This is a genomic window from Polaribacter sp. R77954, assembly GCF_044595335.1.
Lineage (GTDB): Bacteria > Bacteroidota > Bacteroidia > Flavobacteriales > Flavobacteriaceae > Polaribacter.
In genome coordinates, this window is sequence record NZ_CP138992.1 from 2,620,342 (window position 1) to 2,635,962 (window position 15,621).

General features: G+C 28.4%; 17 protein-coding genes. 6 read left to right on the plus strand and 11 right to left on the minus strand.

Features of this window, described 5'->3' with window-relative positions; genetic code table 11:
* Positions 1–225: 225 nt before the first annotated feature.
* Both SJY27_RS11420 and SJY27_RS11425 read right to left on the minus strand, forming a co-directional pair.
* A complete protein-coding gene (locus tag SJY27_RS11420) occupies positions 226–2,148 on the minus strand; it encodes a tetratricopeptide repeat protein (protein ID WP_397444972.1) in 1,923 nt (640 codons plus the stop codon).
* 10 nt (positions 2,149–2,158) lie between these two features.
* Positions 2,159–2,893, minus strand: coding sequence for a LytR/AlgR family response regulator transcription factor (locus SJY27_RS11425; protein ID WP_397444973.1), 735 nt, complete (start codon positions 2,891–2,893; stop codon positions 2,159–2,161).
* A 307-nt stretch (positions 2,894–3,200) separates the two neighbouring features.
* On the opposite strand from SJY27_RS11425, the gene SJY27_RS11430 reads away from it, so the two are divergent.
* From SJY27_RS11430 to SJY27_RS11440, 3 genes are all read left to right on the plus strand, one after another.
* A complete protein-coding gene (locus SJY27_RS11430; protein ID WP_397444974.1) occupies positions 3,201–3,941 on the plus strand; it encodes an energy transducer TonB in 741 nt (246 codons plus the stop codon).
* A gap of 99 nt (positions 3,942–4,040) precedes the next feature.
* Entirely contained in the window at positions 4,041–4,610 is a 570-nt protein-coding gene (locus tag SJY27_RS11435) for an acyltransferase (RefSeq protein WP_397444975.1), read from the plus strand.
* A gap of 348 nt (positions 4,611–4,958) precedes the next feature.
* Positions 4,959–5,834, plus strand: a complete 876-nt coding sequence (locus SJY27_RS11440; protein ID WP_397444976.1) for an AraC family transcriptional regulator — start codon at positions 4,959–4,961, stop codon at positions 5,832–5,834.
* 222 nt (positions 5,835–6,056) lie between these two features.
* Here SJY27_RS11440 and SJY27_RS11445 read toward each other — a convergent pair whose 3' ends face one another.
* The 4 genes from SJY27_RS11445 to SJY27_RS11460 all read right to left on the minus strand — a co-directional run bounded on the left by SJY27_RS11445 (position 6,057) and on the right by SJY27_RS11460 (position 9,165).
* A complete protein-coding gene (locus tag SJY27_RS11445) occupies positions 6,057–6,983 on the minus strand; it encodes an ABC transporter ATP-binding protein (protein ID WP_397444977.1) in 927 nt (308 codons plus the stop codon).
* A 6-nt stretch (positions 6,984–6,989) separates the two neighbouring features.
* Entirely contained in the window at positions 6,990–7,472 is a 483-nt protein-coding gene (locus tag SJY27_RS11450; protein ID WP_397444978.1) for an ABC transporter ATPase, read from the minus strand.
* Between the two features lie 89 nt (positions 7,473–7,561).
* Positions 7,562–8,173, minus strand: coding sequence for a thioredoxin family protein (locus SJY27_RS11455; RefSeq protein ID WP_397444979.1), 612 nt, complete (start codon positions 8,171–8,173; stop codon positions 7,562–7,564).
* 47 nt (positions 8,174–8,220) lie between these two features.
* Positions 8,221–9,165, minus strand: a complete 945-nt coding sequence (locus SJY27_RS11460) for an NAD-dependent epimerase/dehydratase family protein (RefSeq protein WP_397444980.1) — start codon at positions 9,163–9,165, stop codon at positions 8,221–8,223.
* 176 nt (positions 9,166–9,341) lie between these two features.
* Between SJY27_RS11460 and SJY27_RS11465 the strand changes: the two genes are divergently transcribed.
* Together SJY27_RS11465 and SJY27_RS11470 are read left to right on the plus strand one after the other, a co-directional pair.
* Positions 9,342–9,923 carry a hypothetical protein gene (locus tag SJY27_RS11465; RefSeq protein ID WP_397444981.1) on the plus strand — a complete coding sequence of 194 codons (582 nt, stop codon included), beginning with the start codon at positions 9,342–9,344 and terminating at the stop codon, positions 9,921–9,923.
* 9 nt (positions 9,924–9,932) lie between these two features.
* Positions 9,933–10,451: a nuclear transport factor 2 family protein gene (locus SJY27_RS11470; protein ID WP_397444982.1), complete on the plus strand. Its 519-nt coding sequence runs from the start codon at positions 9,933–9,935 to the stop codon at positions 10,449–10,451.
* 89 nt (positions 10,452–10,540) lie between these two features.
* Here SJY27_RS11470 and SJY27_RS11475 read toward each other — a convergent pair whose 3' ends face one another.
* From SJY27_RS11475 to SJY27_RS11490, 4 genes are all read right to left on the minus strand, one after another.
* Positions 10,541–11,083: a pyridoxamine 5'-phosphate oxidase family protein gene (locus SJY27_RS11475; RefSeq protein WP_397444983.1), complete on the minus strand. Its 543-nt coding sequence runs from the start codon at positions 11,081–11,083 to the stop codon at positions 10,541–10,543.
* 2 nt (positions 11,084–11,085) lie between these two features.
* Entirely contained in the window at positions 11,086–11,757 is a 672-nt protein-coding gene (locus SJY27_RS11480) for a LytR/AlgR family response regulator transcription factor (RefSeq protein WP_397444984.1), read from the minus strand.
* Positions 11,754–12,554, minus strand: coding sequence for a sensor histidine kinase (locus SJY27_RS11485; protein ID WP_397444985.1), 801 nt, complete (start codon positions 12,552–12,554; stop codon positions 11,754–11,756). The genes SJY27_RS11480 and SJY27_RS11485 overlap by 4 nt, the downstream gene beginning before the upstream one ends.
* Positions 12,555–12,795: 241 nt before the next feature.
* Positions 12,796–13,455 carry a hypothetical protein gene (locus SJY27_RS11490; protein ID WP_397444986.1) on the minus strand — a complete coding sequence of 220 codons (660 nt, stop codon included), beginning with the start codon at positions 13,453–13,455 and terminating at the stop codon, positions 12,796–12,798.
* A gap of 132 nt (positions 13,456–13,587) precedes the next feature.
* On the opposite strand from SJY27_RS11490, the gene SJY27_RS11495 reads away from it, so the two are divergent.
* Positions 13,588–15,063 carry a Na+/H+ antiporter NhaC family protein gene (locus SJY27_RS11495; protein WP_397444987.1) on the plus strand — a complete coding sequence of 492 codons (1,476 nt, stop codon included), beginning with the start codon at positions 13,588–13,590 and terminating at the stop codon, positions 15,061–15,063.
* A gap of 89 nt (positions 15,064–15,152) precedes the next feature.
* Here SJY27_RS11495 and SJY27_RS11500 read toward each other — a convergent pair whose 3' ends face one another.
* Positions 15,153–15,548 carry a hypothetical protein gene (locus SJY27_RS11500; RefSeq protein WP_397447917.1) on the minus strand — a complete coding sequence of 132 codons (396 nt, stop codon included), beginning with the start codon at positions 15,546–15,548 and terminating at the stop codon, positions 15,153–15,155.
* Positions 15,549–15,621: the final 73 nt, after the last annotated feature.

The window sequence follows — 15,621 nt, forward strand, 5'->3', positions numbered from 1 at the left end:
TGCTTACATCCAATTCCATTATTTTATAAACTTATGCTAGGTAATTTGAATTCTTTTTTTTGGATGATAATCTGTGTCAAATAGTATTTCTAAAAATGGTTGTTACATTAATGGACATGCTTTTACCTTGTGTAAAAAACAAGAACTAGCATGATAAGCAATGAAAATAAAAAGCAATCCTTGCAACCAAAAAGATAAATCCTGATAAAAAAAGTGCACTATATTTTACGTTATTGGAATTTTAAGGGCAACTTTTGTTCCTTTAGGTTTTTTGTCATCATCAAAAAGATCATTAAAAATAATACTAAAAGGATTTTGAAAATCTTTTATAAAGTTTTGTAAACGCTCTTTTGTTAATTCTATTCCTATAGATTTTCTGTTGATAATTTTATTCGACTTTATTTTAGCTGAAGCTGTTCTTCCAATTCCATTATCTTCAATATCAATCTGAACAAAATCTGCTGAAGGTTTAAAAACCGATAAAACAATTTTTTTATCGCCTTTTTTAGAAGATAGTCCATGCCATAACGCATTTTCTAAAAAAGGTTGCAAAACCAAAGGAGGAACTTTAATATTGGCCAAATCTAAATTTTCATCAACCTTAAAAACGTAATCAATTTCGTTAGAAAAACGAATGTTTTCAATGTTCATATACAAATCCATAGTTTCTAATTCTTCTTGTAAAGAAACCTCTTTTAGTTTAGACGATTCTAATATTTTACGAACCAGTTTAGAAAACTTATTTAGGTAACGAACCGCATTTTTTTGTTCATTATTAATAATGTAATGTTTAATAGAATTTAAAGCATTAAAAATAAAATGCGGATTCATTTGTGTTCTTAAAACATCTTGTTCTAAGGTTAAAATGCGTTTTTGTTTTTTTAATAAACGTTGTCTGTATAAAAAGTATAAAACAGCAATAATTAATAAAAAGGTAACTAAAATAATGGCCCAAATATTTCTGTTTTTTACCAATTGTAATTGTGCAATTTCATTTTGTTTGGCAAGGTTTTTTATCTCGTTATTTTTACGTTCACTATCGTATTTTATAATAAGATCATTTACATATTGTGTGTTTCTTTCATTAGATATTTTACTTTCAAATTCGTAAGATAGTTTGTAAAACTCTAGCGCTTTCTTGTATTCTTTTTTTTGTTGATATAACTCAGACAAGTAGCTGTAAGCATAAGATTGCTCTAACGCAAAATTGTATTTTTTAGCTATGGCTAACCCTGAATTTATATTTTTTTCAGCGTTTAAAAATTGATTTAATTTACCTTGTGCCCAGCCTAAATTTAAGTAATAGTTAGACAACATTTCTTTATTACCTAATCTTTTTACAGCATCAAAATTAGTAGTAATTAATGCAATTGCCTTTTTTGCTTTATTTTGTTTTATATAAATATTGGCAATGCTACCATTACAAATAACCTTACCAAAAATATTATTTATTTTATTGTTAATGGCTAAAGATTTTAGAAAATAATCTAAGGCCTCATCTGTTTTTCCTTGTGCATCTTTTGCATACCCAATGTTTTGATAGTTTATGGCTAAGCCTAATTGATTATTAATACTACGTTCTATTTTTTGCGATTTTTTAAAACGCTCAATAGCCAAATCATATTGTTTTAAAAGTAAATAAATATTACCCATACTATTTAAAGAAACAGCAATGCTTCTTTGTAAACCAAGGCTAGGATTATCAACAGTTTCTGCTAATTTTAGCGCTTCATAATTATAATCTAACGCAGTTCTGTTGGCATCCATTTTACGATAATCTACGCCCAACATGTTTAAGCTAAATACTTCAAACTCTATACTTTTTGCTCTTTTAGCAGTTTCTAAGGCAAAAGTGTGTGTTGTAATGGCTTTATCAAATAACGAGTAGTTTCTAAACTGTATGCCTAACAAGTTTTCAACATAAGTTTTACCATCTAAATAAGAAGCATCTTCAAATTTTTGCGCTAATATTTTTAATTTGGTAGTATCTCTTCTAAAAGGTCTTAAATAATTATTAATGCCTTTGTAAGTAATAGGTTTTGTTTTTAGAATACTATCAATTTGAGCATTAAAATTGGGTGTTTTCTTTTGTCCGTTTGTAGGAAAAAAAAAGAAACACAAAACAAAAAACAACCATAATTTTTGCATAGACATTAATTTACAATTTTTCTAAAAATTCCGATTTTCTTTGTCTAGAAACAGGCACTTTTGCACCACTTTCTAAAATAACATAACCATCAGATTTTAAAAATTCTTTAATAATATTTAGATTAATAATGTAAGAATTATGAATTCTAAAAAAATGATCTTTAGGCAACAATTCGTTAATTTCCTTGAGTTTTTTAGTAACTACAATTTTTTTGTTTTTTGATAAATGTAATGTCGAATAATTACCATCAGACTCTACATAATAAATGTCATTAGGTTCTAAAAAAACCAATTTACCATCAGTATTTATAGTAATTTTTTTATGATGCAACTTGTTGTTAAATTTTAACAACATGTCTTCAAATTTATCTGCATTAAAACCTTTTGTATTGTGTTTTTTAATCTTTTGAATTGTTTCTGTAAGATCATCAGAATCAATAGGTTTTAATAAGTAGTCTATGGCTTCTTTTTTTAAAGCCGTAATTGCATATTCATTATAGGCAGTGGTAATAACAACTGCAAAATCTTTAATTTCCAGTTGTTCTAAAAACTGAAAACCGTCCATAGTTGGCATTTCTATGTCTAAAAAAAGACAATCTATTTTTGTTGATTTTAAATAGTGTATTGCTTTTTCTGGCTCAGTAAATGTAGCCACAACTTCCAGTTCATCATTAAAATTAGAAAGTTCCCAAGCCAAACTTTGTATTGCTTTAGGCTCATCATCTATAATTACAGCTCTAATCATTCTTGTCAATTTTCTCAAAGTTAAAATTAATTTCTTAATTAACTTTTAACGATGTGCAAATTGCATTGTTTTTAATACAACTTGCCTTTAATTGTTTATAAGTGGTTAAATGAATTGCAAACCACTTTAAAGCTTTTATTTTAAAGTTTGTATAATGATTAAGGCGTTAATTTTATGGTTTTTTATAAATGTAAGATGCATAAAATTCGATTATGGTGTAATGAGTATTTTTATAAATATCTGAATAGACGTTTTTTGGCACGTTATTTGGTTTAACAAAGCTTTAACAATTTAAAATTTTCTAATTATGAAAAACCTAAAAAAACTACCAACCAAACAATTAGAAAAGTTCTCAACCATTTTTACCCAGTTAGGACTTGTATTAGTGCTTTTTATCGTTTATTTAGCTTTAGAGCATAAAACTGAGCATAAAACATTAGCTGTTTACGAGCCAGAGTTTACTAATGCTATTTATGTTGAGCCTGATACAGAGGTTCGTTTTGTAAAAGAGCCAAAGTTAAAACCGAAGGTAGAAATACGCAAACAGCAGTTTATACCTGATGCAGAAATTAAAAAAGGTAATGATGATATTGTAGAAACCATTATTGATATTCCAGATGATGAACCTGTACAATTAAATATAGATGATTTAATAACTGCAGATGAGCCTATTGATGATGATGTGCCAGATACTGTACCTTTTCTTTTAATAGAAAATGCACCTGTTTTTAAAGGATGCGAAGGTTTATCAAAAGAAGAAAATAAACGATGTTTTGATAAAAAAATGATGCGATTTGTACAACGTAACTTTGATGTAGATTTAGCAAATGAGTTAGGTTTGCGAGCTGGAAAGCATAGAATTTTCACACAATTTATTATAGATGATACAGGTAATGTTGTAGATATTAAAATTAATGCACCACATATTAAATTGAAAAAAGAAACACAGCAACTGATAGAAAAACTTCCTAAATTTACACCAGGTAAACAAAGAAATAAAGCTGTGAAAGTAAAATATGCTTTACCAATTACGTTTAGTGTAAATTAAATAAGGCTTGGCAATTATAAAAAAAGCCCAACTTATCAGTTGGGTTTTTTGTTTTACATTTGTAATACAAAATTATCCCCCAAAATAAAAGGTATATATATGGATTATTTTGCACACGAAACCGCAGTTATAGATGATAACTGCAAAATAGGAAAAGATACTAAAATATGGCATTTTAGTCATATTATGTCTAACTGTAAAATTGGTGAACGCTGTAACTTGGGGCAAAATGTGGTAGTATCTCCAAATGTTGTTTTAGGTAAAAATGTTAAGGTTCAAAATAACGTATCAATTTATTCAGGTGTTATCTGCGAAGACGATGTTTTTTTAGGTCCTTCTATGGTTTTTACCAATGTAATTAATCCTAGAAGCGCCATTATTAGAAGAAACAAATACTTAAAAACAACTGTAAAAAAAGGCGCTAGTATTGGAGCTAATGCCACCATAATTTGTGGTAATACTATTGGAGAGTATGCTTTTATTGGTGCTGGTGCTGTGGTTACAAAACACGTTTTACCTTATGCATTGGTTGTAGGGAATCCATCAAAACAAATTGGTTGGGTTAGTGAATATGGGCACACATTAGAATTTAATGAAGATGGTTATGCAAAGTGTAAGGAAAGCAAAAGATATTATAAAATGGTAAAAGGTAAAGTAGAGAGGTTGTAAATATATTTGAATTGTATTTATAATTTAATGCAGAAGCCATGTTTTTACCACTTTAAAATACTTTTTTAAACAAAGAGTGCTTAAGGGGTTGTTTAAAAAGGATTAAACTTATTATTTTAGACTGTAATAGAGAAATGTTGTTTATTGATAATCAGTATAAGTTTTTCTATTACACTAAAAATAAAACATTTAACCCCTATTTTAACAGGTTAATGTCTTGTAAAAATACTAGAATTAGTATTATTCAAGTTCACAAGTATTATTAATTAACATTTAAATAATGATTTTTAAAATTCTAATGATGAAATAATTCTTAAATTCCCAATAAATTACAGAGTCCCCCAAAAAATGAAGCATTGTTACCCAAAAGTTAACTACGATTTTAAGTTTCAAAATTCTAATTTTAAGATCTTAAAATTAGAAGATTTATTTCTATCTGAAAATAGTGCTGTTTTTGAAAAAAATCATAAGGTTAATTTTTACACGATTATGGTTATTACCAATGATATTGGTAGACATTCTATAGATTATAATGATTTTTATTACAGTAAAGGCACAGTTTTAGCCATTAGAAAAGATCAAATTCATCGATTTTATATCAACAACAATGTAAAAGGCTATTTGTTGCTTTTTAAAGAAGAGTTTTTAAACAGCTATTTGAATGAGCGTCAAGTTTCTATGACTATACAAATGTTTAATGAGTGGATAATTTCTCCAAAAACTCAGTTTAACAAAGACGAATTTCTCCAAATTTTACAATTATCAACTCAAATTGAAAAAGAGTTTACAAACCTTTCAGATGATTATTCTTTAAAAATTATTAGAAGTCAGTTACATGTTTTAATTACTTTAATACATAGAACAAAATCTAAAGGATATAATAAAATACAACTTGGCAACTATTTAAAAGAGTTTATAAAGTTTCAAGGTTTATTAGAAAAAAACTATATAAAGAGTAAAAAAGTACAGTATTATGCCAACAAGTTGGGGTTTTCTTCAAAAAAATTAAATACAATTGTACAATTTATAGCAAATAAATCTGCAAAAGTATTTATAGATGACGTAGTAATTATTAAAGCAAAAAACTACCTTTTACACTCTAATTTATCAATCAAAGAGGTTTCTTTTAAGTTAGGTTTTAAAGACCCAGCAAATTTATGTAAGTATTTTAAGAAGCACACTAAATTTACACCAGAAGCTTATAGAAAAAGATATAAGGTATAAATTTTCCCATTTTTACAATGCAAAGTCTAAAAACTACCCTTGTTGAAAACAAATACCTGCTAAATTTGTTGTAGATAATTACAACAAAATAGAAAATTATGTCCCCCAACTTTCTTATTTAAATAAATTAGGGGTTATTTTTTAAGAAAGTTTATAATTCCAGTCACCCTTATTCTTTGAATTTGGGTGATTTTTTTTAAGCAATCATCTACCTGCGTAAGGCTATTTTACATATTCAAAATCAACTTGATTGCCTTTAGCAATTGCAGTATGATGATTTATAAATAGCGTTGTATTTTCAAATTTTACAGCAATCAACCAAAAAGAACCTTTAAAATATGAGTTGATTACAGTTGCAGAAAATTTAGAATGCTTGGTAATTTTAATTTGATGAGGGTATCGCAATAACTTTTTACCCTCTATATATAGTTCATTTACATCGTCAAAAAGTGCAGCAGCATATTTATCTTTTGGATTTTTATAAATTTCTTTAGGATTATTATGCATCAAAATTTTATTATTTTTGATAATGATCAAATGATCAGCAAAAGAAAGTGCATCATTTTTATCGTGAGTTGCTACTATGCAAGCAATCTCTTTTTCTTTTAAATATCCAAATAAATTGCGTCTTAATGCATTTTTTTTAAAGTTGTCAATTTGTCCAAAAGGCTCATCAAGTAAAAGTAGTTCAGGTTCTTTTGCCAAAGCTCTTGCAATGGCTACTCGTTGTTTTTGCCCTCCACTTAAGTTTTTAACCATTACGTTTTCAAAAGGTTTCATTTCAATAACCTCTAATAATTCTTGTGTACGTTGCTCACTCTCTTCAGGGTAAAAGCGAGACAAGAACTTTTTTATATTTTCTGATACAGAAATGTAAGGCATCAAATCAAAATCTTGAGCTACATACTTAAACTTCTCAAAACCGGGTACTAAATTAAACTTTGGGCCAAAAACCTGTTCGTTGTTCCAGAAAATAGATCCTTTGGGTACATCTAGTAAGCCATAAATAACTTTTAATAAAGTTGATTTTCCACAACCACTTTCGCCCATAACACACAAATGTTCTCCTCTTTTTAAGGTAAAATTAAAGTCTTCTAAAACCGTTTTGTGTTTAGAATACGAAAAAGAAATATGATTTACGTGAAGCATAAAATTTTATAAAAAACGGCTATACCAACTATCTTCGATGGCAGTTTCCCAAAAGTTTTTAAAATCGTGATTATTGGTAATTAAATTATCAAAAATGATACTTTTACCAGTTAAAGCTTTGTTTTTTAATAATTTTTTAAAATCTTTTAACTCTTTATATTGCACAAACTCTCCTTGTTTAAAACAAACATTCATTTTGTCTAAAAGCTGAATATTATATTTTTCTTGTAGTTCTAAGATAAAAGAAACTGAAGCATCTATGTCTGTATTTGTAAGCGTAGATTTTTCATCATCTGCTACCAAAACAATAAATCTATTATATAAAAATTGGTACGATGCTGTAAAGTTTTCGTCGTCCGTTTTCCATTGTTCTACAAAGGTTTTTATTGCGTTTTCAACTTCTTCAATTTCGGTTTTGTAAAACTTTCTACTTGAAGGGTATATCCATACTTTAGCATCATCAGCAATAGCATTGTAATCAACAAACATAATTCTGTTTTTAGTTGTACAAATATACGCAAAGAAAAACCGTAAATTTAGTACTCAAATTTTCGTTTTTTCTTTTAAATAGAATAAGTTTAAACTTCTTTTAAAGTACTTTTTTGAATGATTTTTACAAAATCTTCTTGGGTGCTTACTCCTTTATCTTTGTTGTACCAAACTTGTAAATCTTGTTTAAATTTTGCATCTAAAACACCATGTGCTGCTTTGTAATTGGCTACAATTTTTGTGGCAACACTAGGTCTTGGACCCCAAGTATCTATCACGTTAAGGTTACTATCTAAAGCAATTAGTTTTGGTATAGCTCTACCACCATTTGTTAAAAATAAATCCATCAAAGCTAAATTGTCATCACGCAAAACTAATTTTAGGTTAATGTTTTTATTCAATTCAGCCATTTTGTGTAGTACAGGTAAATTCTGTGCTGCATCACCACACCAACCTTCTGTAATTACCAGCCAAGTTTGTGGGGTTACAACTTTTTGAATTTCTTTGGTAGTTTCTTCAGTAATTTTAATGGTTTTGTCTAACCTTTTCATTCTTCGATCATTCAACATGCTGTAGTTTGTCAATTCTTCAGATTGATTGGGGCCAGTAGATTTTCCTTCGTCTAGTAAGCTTTTTACTAAACCTCTATATTCTTGGTAAGTATATGTGTTTACTAAACTTTGTTTTATAATTTCTTTCATAATTTTAATGCTAAATACATGCTGTTAGACGTAAATTTAGCACAAACTTACAGTTTCTTAATCTGTTGAATAATGATTTTTGTCATTGATTCTAAATCAAACTGATGTTGCCAGTTCCAGTCTTTTCTAGCTTGAGAATCATCTATAGATGAAGGCCAACTATCTGCAATTTTTTGTCTAAAATCTGGTTGATATGTAATTTCAAATTCAGGGATATGTTTTTGAATTTCTTGGGCAATTTCTTTTGGTGTAAAATCCATAGCCGATAAATTATATCCATTTCTAATTTTTATAGTATCTGCGTCTGCCTGCATTAATGCAATGGTTGCATTTACAGCATCATCCATATACATCATTGGCAAGCGTGTATTTTCAGATAAAAAACATTGGTATTTTTTTTCTTCCATTGCTTTAAAATAAATATCTACAGCATAATCTGTAGTACCACCACCAGGTTTTGTTTTCCAAGAAATAATGCCTGGGTAACGTAAACTTCTTACATCTACACCATATTTTTTGTGGTAATAATTGCACCAAAACTCACCAGAAACTTTGCTAATTCCGTAAACTGTAGTGGGTTCCATTACTGTTTTTTGAGGTGTGTTTTGTTTAGGTGTTGTTGGGCCAAAAACAGCTATAGAGCTTGGCCAATATATTTGTTGTATGTGTTTTTCTTTGGCTAAATCTAATACAGCCAAAAGCGAGTTCATGTTTAAATTCCAAGCTTTTTGGGGGTGATTTTCAGCAGTTGCAGATAGCATTGCTGCCAATAAGTACACCTGAGTTACATTATATTGTTGCACTACTTTTAAAATAGATGCTTTATCAGTAGCATCAATAATTTCAAATGGTCCAGAGGTCATCATTTGTGTATTACCCTTTCTAATGTCTGAGGCAATTACTTGCGTATTGCCATACAAAAAACGTAATTTTTGAGTAAGCTCTGTGCCTATTTGTCCGCTTGCGCCTAAAACAAGAATACAAGTTTTCATGCTATAAAATTATATATTTAACAATAACAAAGGTAATTAATTTTAGTATTCGTAATTATAATTCCTAAAAACATTTATTTATTATGAAATCGAAAATTATAATACATAAAAATTTAAGGTTTCAATAAGTGTTTTACCCTTTAAAAATGTTTATTTTTACCAAATAAAATTTAGTTTTGAAATACTGTTGGTTATTTATTATTTTAGTTTTTCTTTTTTCTTGCGATAAAAATCAAGATCAAGCAAAACCAGACGAAAAAGTAAACTCGCTTTTTAGTGTGGTTAAAGAGCATTTGTCTGTAAAACCAGTAAAACCAATTTATGCTGCAGAAATAGAAGATTGGGAAGAGTTAAAAGCTGTAGATAATTTTTTAGGTAGATTTAAAAAGGTGTCTGCTAACGAAATACTAAGTAATGCTTTAGAATTAAAGGGTTTGGCGAAAAATTTAAAAGATAAAAAAAAACCCAATTTGTTTAATATAGCTTCTTGTAAAGCAAGGATTAATATTTTTTATAACGAAACTTTACGCTTGGCAGATATGACTACAATTCCGGCTATAACTGCAACTGAAGTTCATCAACAAACAGAAAAAATTATTGACGCTTTTTCTGCGGTAAATGCCAAAGTGAATACCATTTTTTCTAAAAAACGTTTTGAAGATGAAATAGGTATTGACATTAAATTTATAGGATTAGATTCAACAAAAATAGATAGTGTAACTCGTAAAAGTTTGAGCACAGATTTAAAAATAAAATAATAAAGAGTGATGAAGAAAAGAGTGGCTATTTTTTTGTTATTTGTTTTTATAACAACTTTTGCAATTGCACAACAATCAATGTCGTCATTAGCAAAAAAAGCAACTAAAAATAAAATTAATACACTTTTAAACGATTGGCATTTGGCTGCATCAGAAGCTAATTTTGATGATTATTTTGATAAAATGGATAGTGTTTCTGTTTTTATTGGTACAGATGCTACAGAAAACTGGCCTAAGACTGCATTTGCAAAATTTAGCAAACCGTATTTTGATCAAGGCAAAGCATGGGATTTTAAAACCCTAGAACGTAATATTTATATAAATAGTACAGGTAATTTTGCTTGGTTTGATGAGTTACTAAATACGTGGATGGGTACTTGCAGAGGTTCTGGAGTTTTAGAAAAAAAGGAGAATGTATGGGTGATTAAGCAGTATGTGTTATCTGTAACCATACCTAATGATGATGTGCAGAAAGTAATAGCTGCCAAAAAAGATAATGATGCTGCTTTTTTAAAAAAGTATAATTAACGTGGTTTTGAATTAGTTTCCTTAGTGTAAAGAGGAGTATTTTTTTGAAAAATTAAATTGTTTTTATTTGCAATTTTAGATTGCAGAATCTACTCTAAAATTTTAGTGGGTAAACCATCAATACTAGTTTGGTTTTTTTCTGTCCAATAGTCTTTAATTCCTTTTTTTCCTTTGGATGCTGCCCAATCATTTAACTCTTCTCTTTCTCCTTTATATTCATAAAACGGAATTGACATTCCGCAAGAAGTTTGTGCAGAATCTACAGTAATATCAAAAATTTGACGTGTTCCAGGAGTTTCTGGAAATAGTTTTATCAATTCATCCCAAGAAGCATCTCCTTCTTTAATTTCTTTGCCTTTTCCATACAAACGTAAAATATTGGGTGCTTTTTCAAACGAGCAAAACATTATTGTAATACGTTTATTTTCTAATAAATGTGCAGCAGTTTCATTGCCACTTCCAGTAACATTTAACCATAAAACTCGGTTTTCACTCATCACCCTAAAAGAATCCATCCCTTTTGGAGACAAGTTGATTCTGCCAGAATTTGGAGCGGTTGCTACAAAAAATATTTTTTGATTTGCTATAAATTTTTGAAGTCTAGGCGTTAGTTTTGTATAAAATTTTGACATGTTTAGGATTTAAAATTATCTAGAAAGTCTTTTTTGTATTTATGACCTAAAGGTATTTTATTTGATTGAATTATGATCCTATTTCCTTCAATATAATCAATCTTATTCTTATTAATAATATAAGATTTATGCACTTGTTTAAAAAGTGTTTTTGGCAATTCAGTATACATGTTTTTCAACGTTTTGTAAACGATAAGAAAATGACTAGTAAAATGAACTTTGATATAATCTCCTAAACTTTCAACATACAAAATATCATCTACTTTAATTTGGTGCAACCTTTTGTTAGATTTTATAATGATACTTTCTGTTTTTTGATCATTTAATACTTTAATTTTTGAAATGGCCTGCACAAAACGTTCAAAAGAAAAAGGCTTTAATAAATAGTCTGTTGCATCTAAATCAAAACCATCCAAAGCGTATTCTGAATATGCAGTTGTAAAAATTACTTTAGGTGGTTTTTGTAATGATTTATAAAATGAGATTCCAGAAAGTTGTGGCATATTAATATCTAAAAAAAGCAAATCAATACTTGTGTTTTTTAAATATTCTAGGGCTTCTAAAGCATCATTACAAACCTGTTTTAAATCTAAATAATCTATTTTATTAATAAAAGATTTTAGTACATTTTGAGAAGATGGTTCATCATCAATTATAATACAACGTATTTTCATAATCGTAAATCTATTGTAAGGTTTACAGTAAAAACATCATTTTTAATTTCTGTATTAAATAAGTGTTTTTTTGGATATATCAATGCTAAATTTTCTTGAATATTTTTTAATCCAACACCCTTATAATCAGTATTATTTAAGTTGTTTTTTTCTTTAAAGTTATTCGAAATTTTAAAAACAAGTTGATTTTTGTTTTCACGCAAATCTATTTTTACAAAAGGATTTTCAACACCACTTTTTAAACCATGTTTAAAACTGTTTTCTATTAAGGGTAGAAGCAACATGGGGTAAATTTCTAACTGCTCATTCACATTATAATCAAAATTAATTTTTGAGTTTTTTATATGTCTGTTTTTTTCAAAAGCAATGTAATTTTTAATCAAATCAATTTCTTTTTGTAACGAAATTTTGTCGGTTTCTACATCATAAATTACATAACGCAAAATGTCGGAAAGCTGTAAAATAGCATGAGTAATTTCCTCTTTTTTATCAATCGCTAAAGAATATAATACGTTTAGCGAATTGAATAAAAAATGAGGGTTAATTTGCCCTTTTAAATAATACAATTGATGCTCAATTTCTTGTTTTTCTGCCTTTAGCACTTGGTTTTCTACTTTATTTAAATACACCCAATCTTCTGCTAATTTAGACAAGGTAGAAAGTATAAAAAAGATAAAAAAGATAAAGTAAATTTCTATTTTATTATGATAACTGATAAAGTAATAATCTGTAAAAAAGCCATTTACAATGGTTTCAAAAAACAATGGATTTAACTCAGAAAAAACAATGAGGTTCAAGATAAAAAACACGCAAAACAAAATGTTTTTTTCTTTTTTTAAAAACTTAGGAACTAAAACATATAAGTTTATACAAACAGGCATGCATAAAGTTACTACAAAGCAAATGGTATAGATGTAGTCTATTTTTTCTGGAGTTGTTCTTCCTGAAAAAAGAAATAATAAAATAACAAAAGAACACCCCCATAATATAGTATTAAATACTACTATATTATGAGAATTGGTTCTTTGTATTATAAACTTATTCGGTTTCACTGGTTTTGCTTAAGGTAAATTTTGTTGAGGTGTCCCATTTATCTTCGTCTTTAGAATTCATATATTTTTCAATAAATTTTTCTAAATCTTTAGAGGTTGCCGTTAATAAATATTTGTTTTTTAAGGTGCCTATTTTTTTATGCTTAATCTTTATTTTCTTTTCTTTAAAAAGGGTTTCAATTTTATCTTCATCTAACCATCTTACATCAATTTTCCCGTTTTTTTGTACGACGTATTTAACCAAACTATGTGTGTAAATGAGGTGACTTTCTAATAAATTATTAATATCATCTTGATATTCTAAAGGATAAAAATCTAAAAAGGTTTGATTGTTAATTTTAAAAGGAGTTGCTAAAAACAATGCTTCTTCTCCTTTAAATTCTCTTTGTATATAATAACTGTTTTTGTATTCTTTATACAACTGCAAGTCATCTTTTTTCATTTTTTCTACAGGATTATTTTTTGTGATTTCATCTCTAAAACGAACCACTGTCCAAACCCCTTTTTTAGAATCTGTCCATTTTCCAATAAAACGATTGTCGTAAGAAATAGTTTTTTTGGTGTAAAAAGGATTTAATGATTTTACAACACAAGAGCTTAAAAAAAGGATGCTAATACCAAATAAAATAGAGTTTCTAATTTTCATGATGATCAAATTTATAATTATTTGATACAAATGACCAAAAGATTGAAGGTTTTTAAAAGTATTTTAGACAAACACCAATTTTTTCTCGGCAAAAACACTTTAATTAATATCTTTAGCAAAATATTTTTCTTCATGGAATACGGATTTCTTTCAGTTTTACCACCAATATTAGCCATTGTTTTAGCATTAAGAACCAAACAAGTTTATATTGCTTTATTATTTGGTATTTGGTTTTCTTGGCTAATCATTAAAGGCTGGAATCCTTTAGAAGGAACATTAGCGATGATAGAAGGTATGGTTAACGTTTTTCAATCAAAAGGAAATACAAGAACTATAATGTTTAGTGCTTTGGTGGGGTCTTTGTTAATTTTTATTCAATATTCTAAAGGTGTTGAAGGGTTTATCAATATCATTAATAAAAAATTACAAAAACTAGAAAATACAAAAACAGGTTATGCTAGAGTGATGGTTCAAATTTTAGCCACCTTTACTGGGTTGTTATTATTTGTAGAAACCAGTATTAGTTCGTTAACTGTAGGTACTTTATATCGTCCAATTTTTGATAAATTAGGAATTCCAAGAGAAAAACTAGCATACATAGCAGACTCAAGTTCTGCACCTTCATCTATTTTAATCCCTTTTAATGCTTGGGGTGCTTTTATTATGGGATTGTTGTTAACTCAAGGAATAGAAAAACCATTTTCGGTGATGATTGCTTCCATAAAATATAATTTTTATCCCCTTTTGGCGATTGCCATTTTATTCTTCATCATCTTATCAAAAAAAGATTTTGGATTGATGAAAAAAGCAGAGCAAAGAACTAAGGAAACTGGTGAGTTATTAAATAAAGGTTCTAAACCAATGATTTCTGATGAGGTAACTTCTTTTCCGCCAAAAGAAGGTATAGAAGCCAAAGCGCATAATATGATTGTGCCACTTTTGGTGATGGTTTTAATGATGCCTATTAACTTAATTTATACAGGTTGGGATGCTGTAAAAGAAGCAACTTCATTTTTAAATCACGCTTCTTTAGCCATTGGCGAAGGTTCTGGTTCATCATCGGTTTTATATGCAGTAATTACGGCTATTTTAGTAGCAATTATGACGTATTTTGTTCAAGGTATTTTAAAACCAAAAGAAGCTGTAAACCTAACTTTAAAAGGAATTAGCGAATTAATGCCTTTGGCTTTATTAATGTTATTGGCTTTTGCAATTGGTGATGCGTGTAAAGTTTTAGATACTGGTAATTACGTAGCAAATATTACAGAAAGTTGGTTATCTCCAGAATTGCTACCAGCAGTAGTTTTTGTGGTGAGTTCTTTTATTGCATTTTCTACAGGAACTTCTTGGGGAACTTTTGCAATTATGTTGGCAATTTCTGTACCAATGGCTAATATTCATAATGCAGATTTAACGATTGTGGTTGCTGCAACTTTAGGAGGTGGAATTTTTGGAGACCATTGTTCGCCAATTTCAGATACCTCAATTATATCATCAATGGCTTCTGCAAGCGATCATATAGACCACGTAAAAACACAATTGCCTTATGCGTTATTTGGTGGCGTAATTACTACTATTTTGTATTTGATTATTGGTTTTTTGGGTTGATTTCATTACGAAAGAGGAACGACTGAAGTAATCTGCTTATTGATAAGTTATAGTTTTAAAAGAAAGATTGCTTCATTTGTTCGCAATGACTAACTCGCCAAAACTCCACGTTTATTTAGCTCAGTTATCATACGCAAAGCACCTTCTTTAATGGTGTTTGCTTCGAAGATGAATGTTTTTTCATACAAAGTATTTCCTTCAAAGAAAGTAACTTGAAAACGATTGTTTAATTTGAATAATTCAGGTTGAATTAGTTCAATCTTAGCAAAAGAATTTGCTGGTAATTTATCTAACTTTTTACGTAATAAAGAAGTGGTTTTAGTATCAGAAAAACCTTGAGAAACAATTACTAACATTTCTAAATCAACATTTTTGTTATTGATGATATACACGTTCCAATCATCAGTTTTATAAATATCATTGTATTCATAAACAACTGCCATTTCTACATTGGTAACTTCTGGTATTTTTATGTCTTTTTTCACTTGTGCTGAACTTGTTTCAGTATCTTTTTTTGCCACGAATTACACAAATTTTCACGAATACATTTCGTAAATA

Bases quoted from the DNA above. Each gene is read 5' to 3' on its own strand.
- SJY27_RS11455 (WP_397444979.1), bottom strand. From the start codon at position 8,173: ATGAAAGAAATTATAAAACAAAGTTTAGTAAACACATATACTTACCAA.
- SJY27_RS11430 (WP_397444974.1), top strand. From the start codon at position 3,201: ATGAAAAACCTAAAAAAACTACCAACCAAACAATTAGAAAAGTTCTCA.
- SJY27_RS11425 (WP_397444973.1), bottom strand. From the start codon at position 2,893: ATGATTAGAGCTGTAATTATAGATGATGAGCCTAAAGCAATACAAAGT.
- SJY27_RS11480 (WP_397444984.1), bottom strand. From the start codon at position 11,757: ATGAAAATACGTTGTATTATAATTGATGATGAACCATCTTCTCAAAAT.
- SJY27_RS11490 (WP_397444986.1), bottom strand. From the start codon at position 13,455: ATGAAAATTAGAAACTCTATTTTATTTGGTATTAGCATCCTTTTTTTA.
- SJY27_RS11420 (WP_397444972.1), bottom strand. From the start codon at position 2,148: ATGCAAAAATTATGGTTGTTTTTTGTTTTGTGTTTCTTTTTTTTTCCT.
- SJY27_RS11470 (WP_397444982.1), top strand. From the start codon at position 9,933: ATGAAGAAAAGAGTGGCTATTTTTTTGTTATTTGTTTTTATAACAACT.
- SJY27_RS11435 (WP_397444975.1), top strand. From the start codon at position 4,041: ATGGATTATTTTGCACACGAAACCGCAGTTATAGATGATAACTGCAAA.
- SJY27_RS11460 (WP_397444980.1), bottom strand. From the start codon at position 9,165: ATGAAAACTTGTATTCTTGTTTTAGGCGCAAGCGGACAAATAGGCACA.
- SJY27_RS11445 (WP_397444977.1), bottom strand. From the start codon at position 6,983: ATGCTTCACGTAAATCATATTTCTTTTTCGTATTCTAAACACAAAACG.
- SJY27_RS11440 (WP_397444976.1), top strand. From the start codon at position 4,959: ATGAAGCATTGTTACCCAAAAGTTAACTACGATTTTAAGTTTCAAAAT.
- SJY27_RS11450 (WP_397444978.1), bottom strand. From the start codon at position 7,472: ATGTTTGTTGATTACAATGCTATTGCTGATGATGCTAAAGTATGGATA.
- SJY27_RS11495 (WP_397444987.1), top strand. From the start codon at position 13,588: ATGGAATACGGATTTCTTTCAGTTTTACCACCAATATTAGCCATTGTT.
- SJY27_RS11475 (WP_397444983.1), bottom strand. From the start codon at position 11,083: ATGTCAAAATTTTATACAAAACTAACGCCTAGACTTCAAAAATTTATA.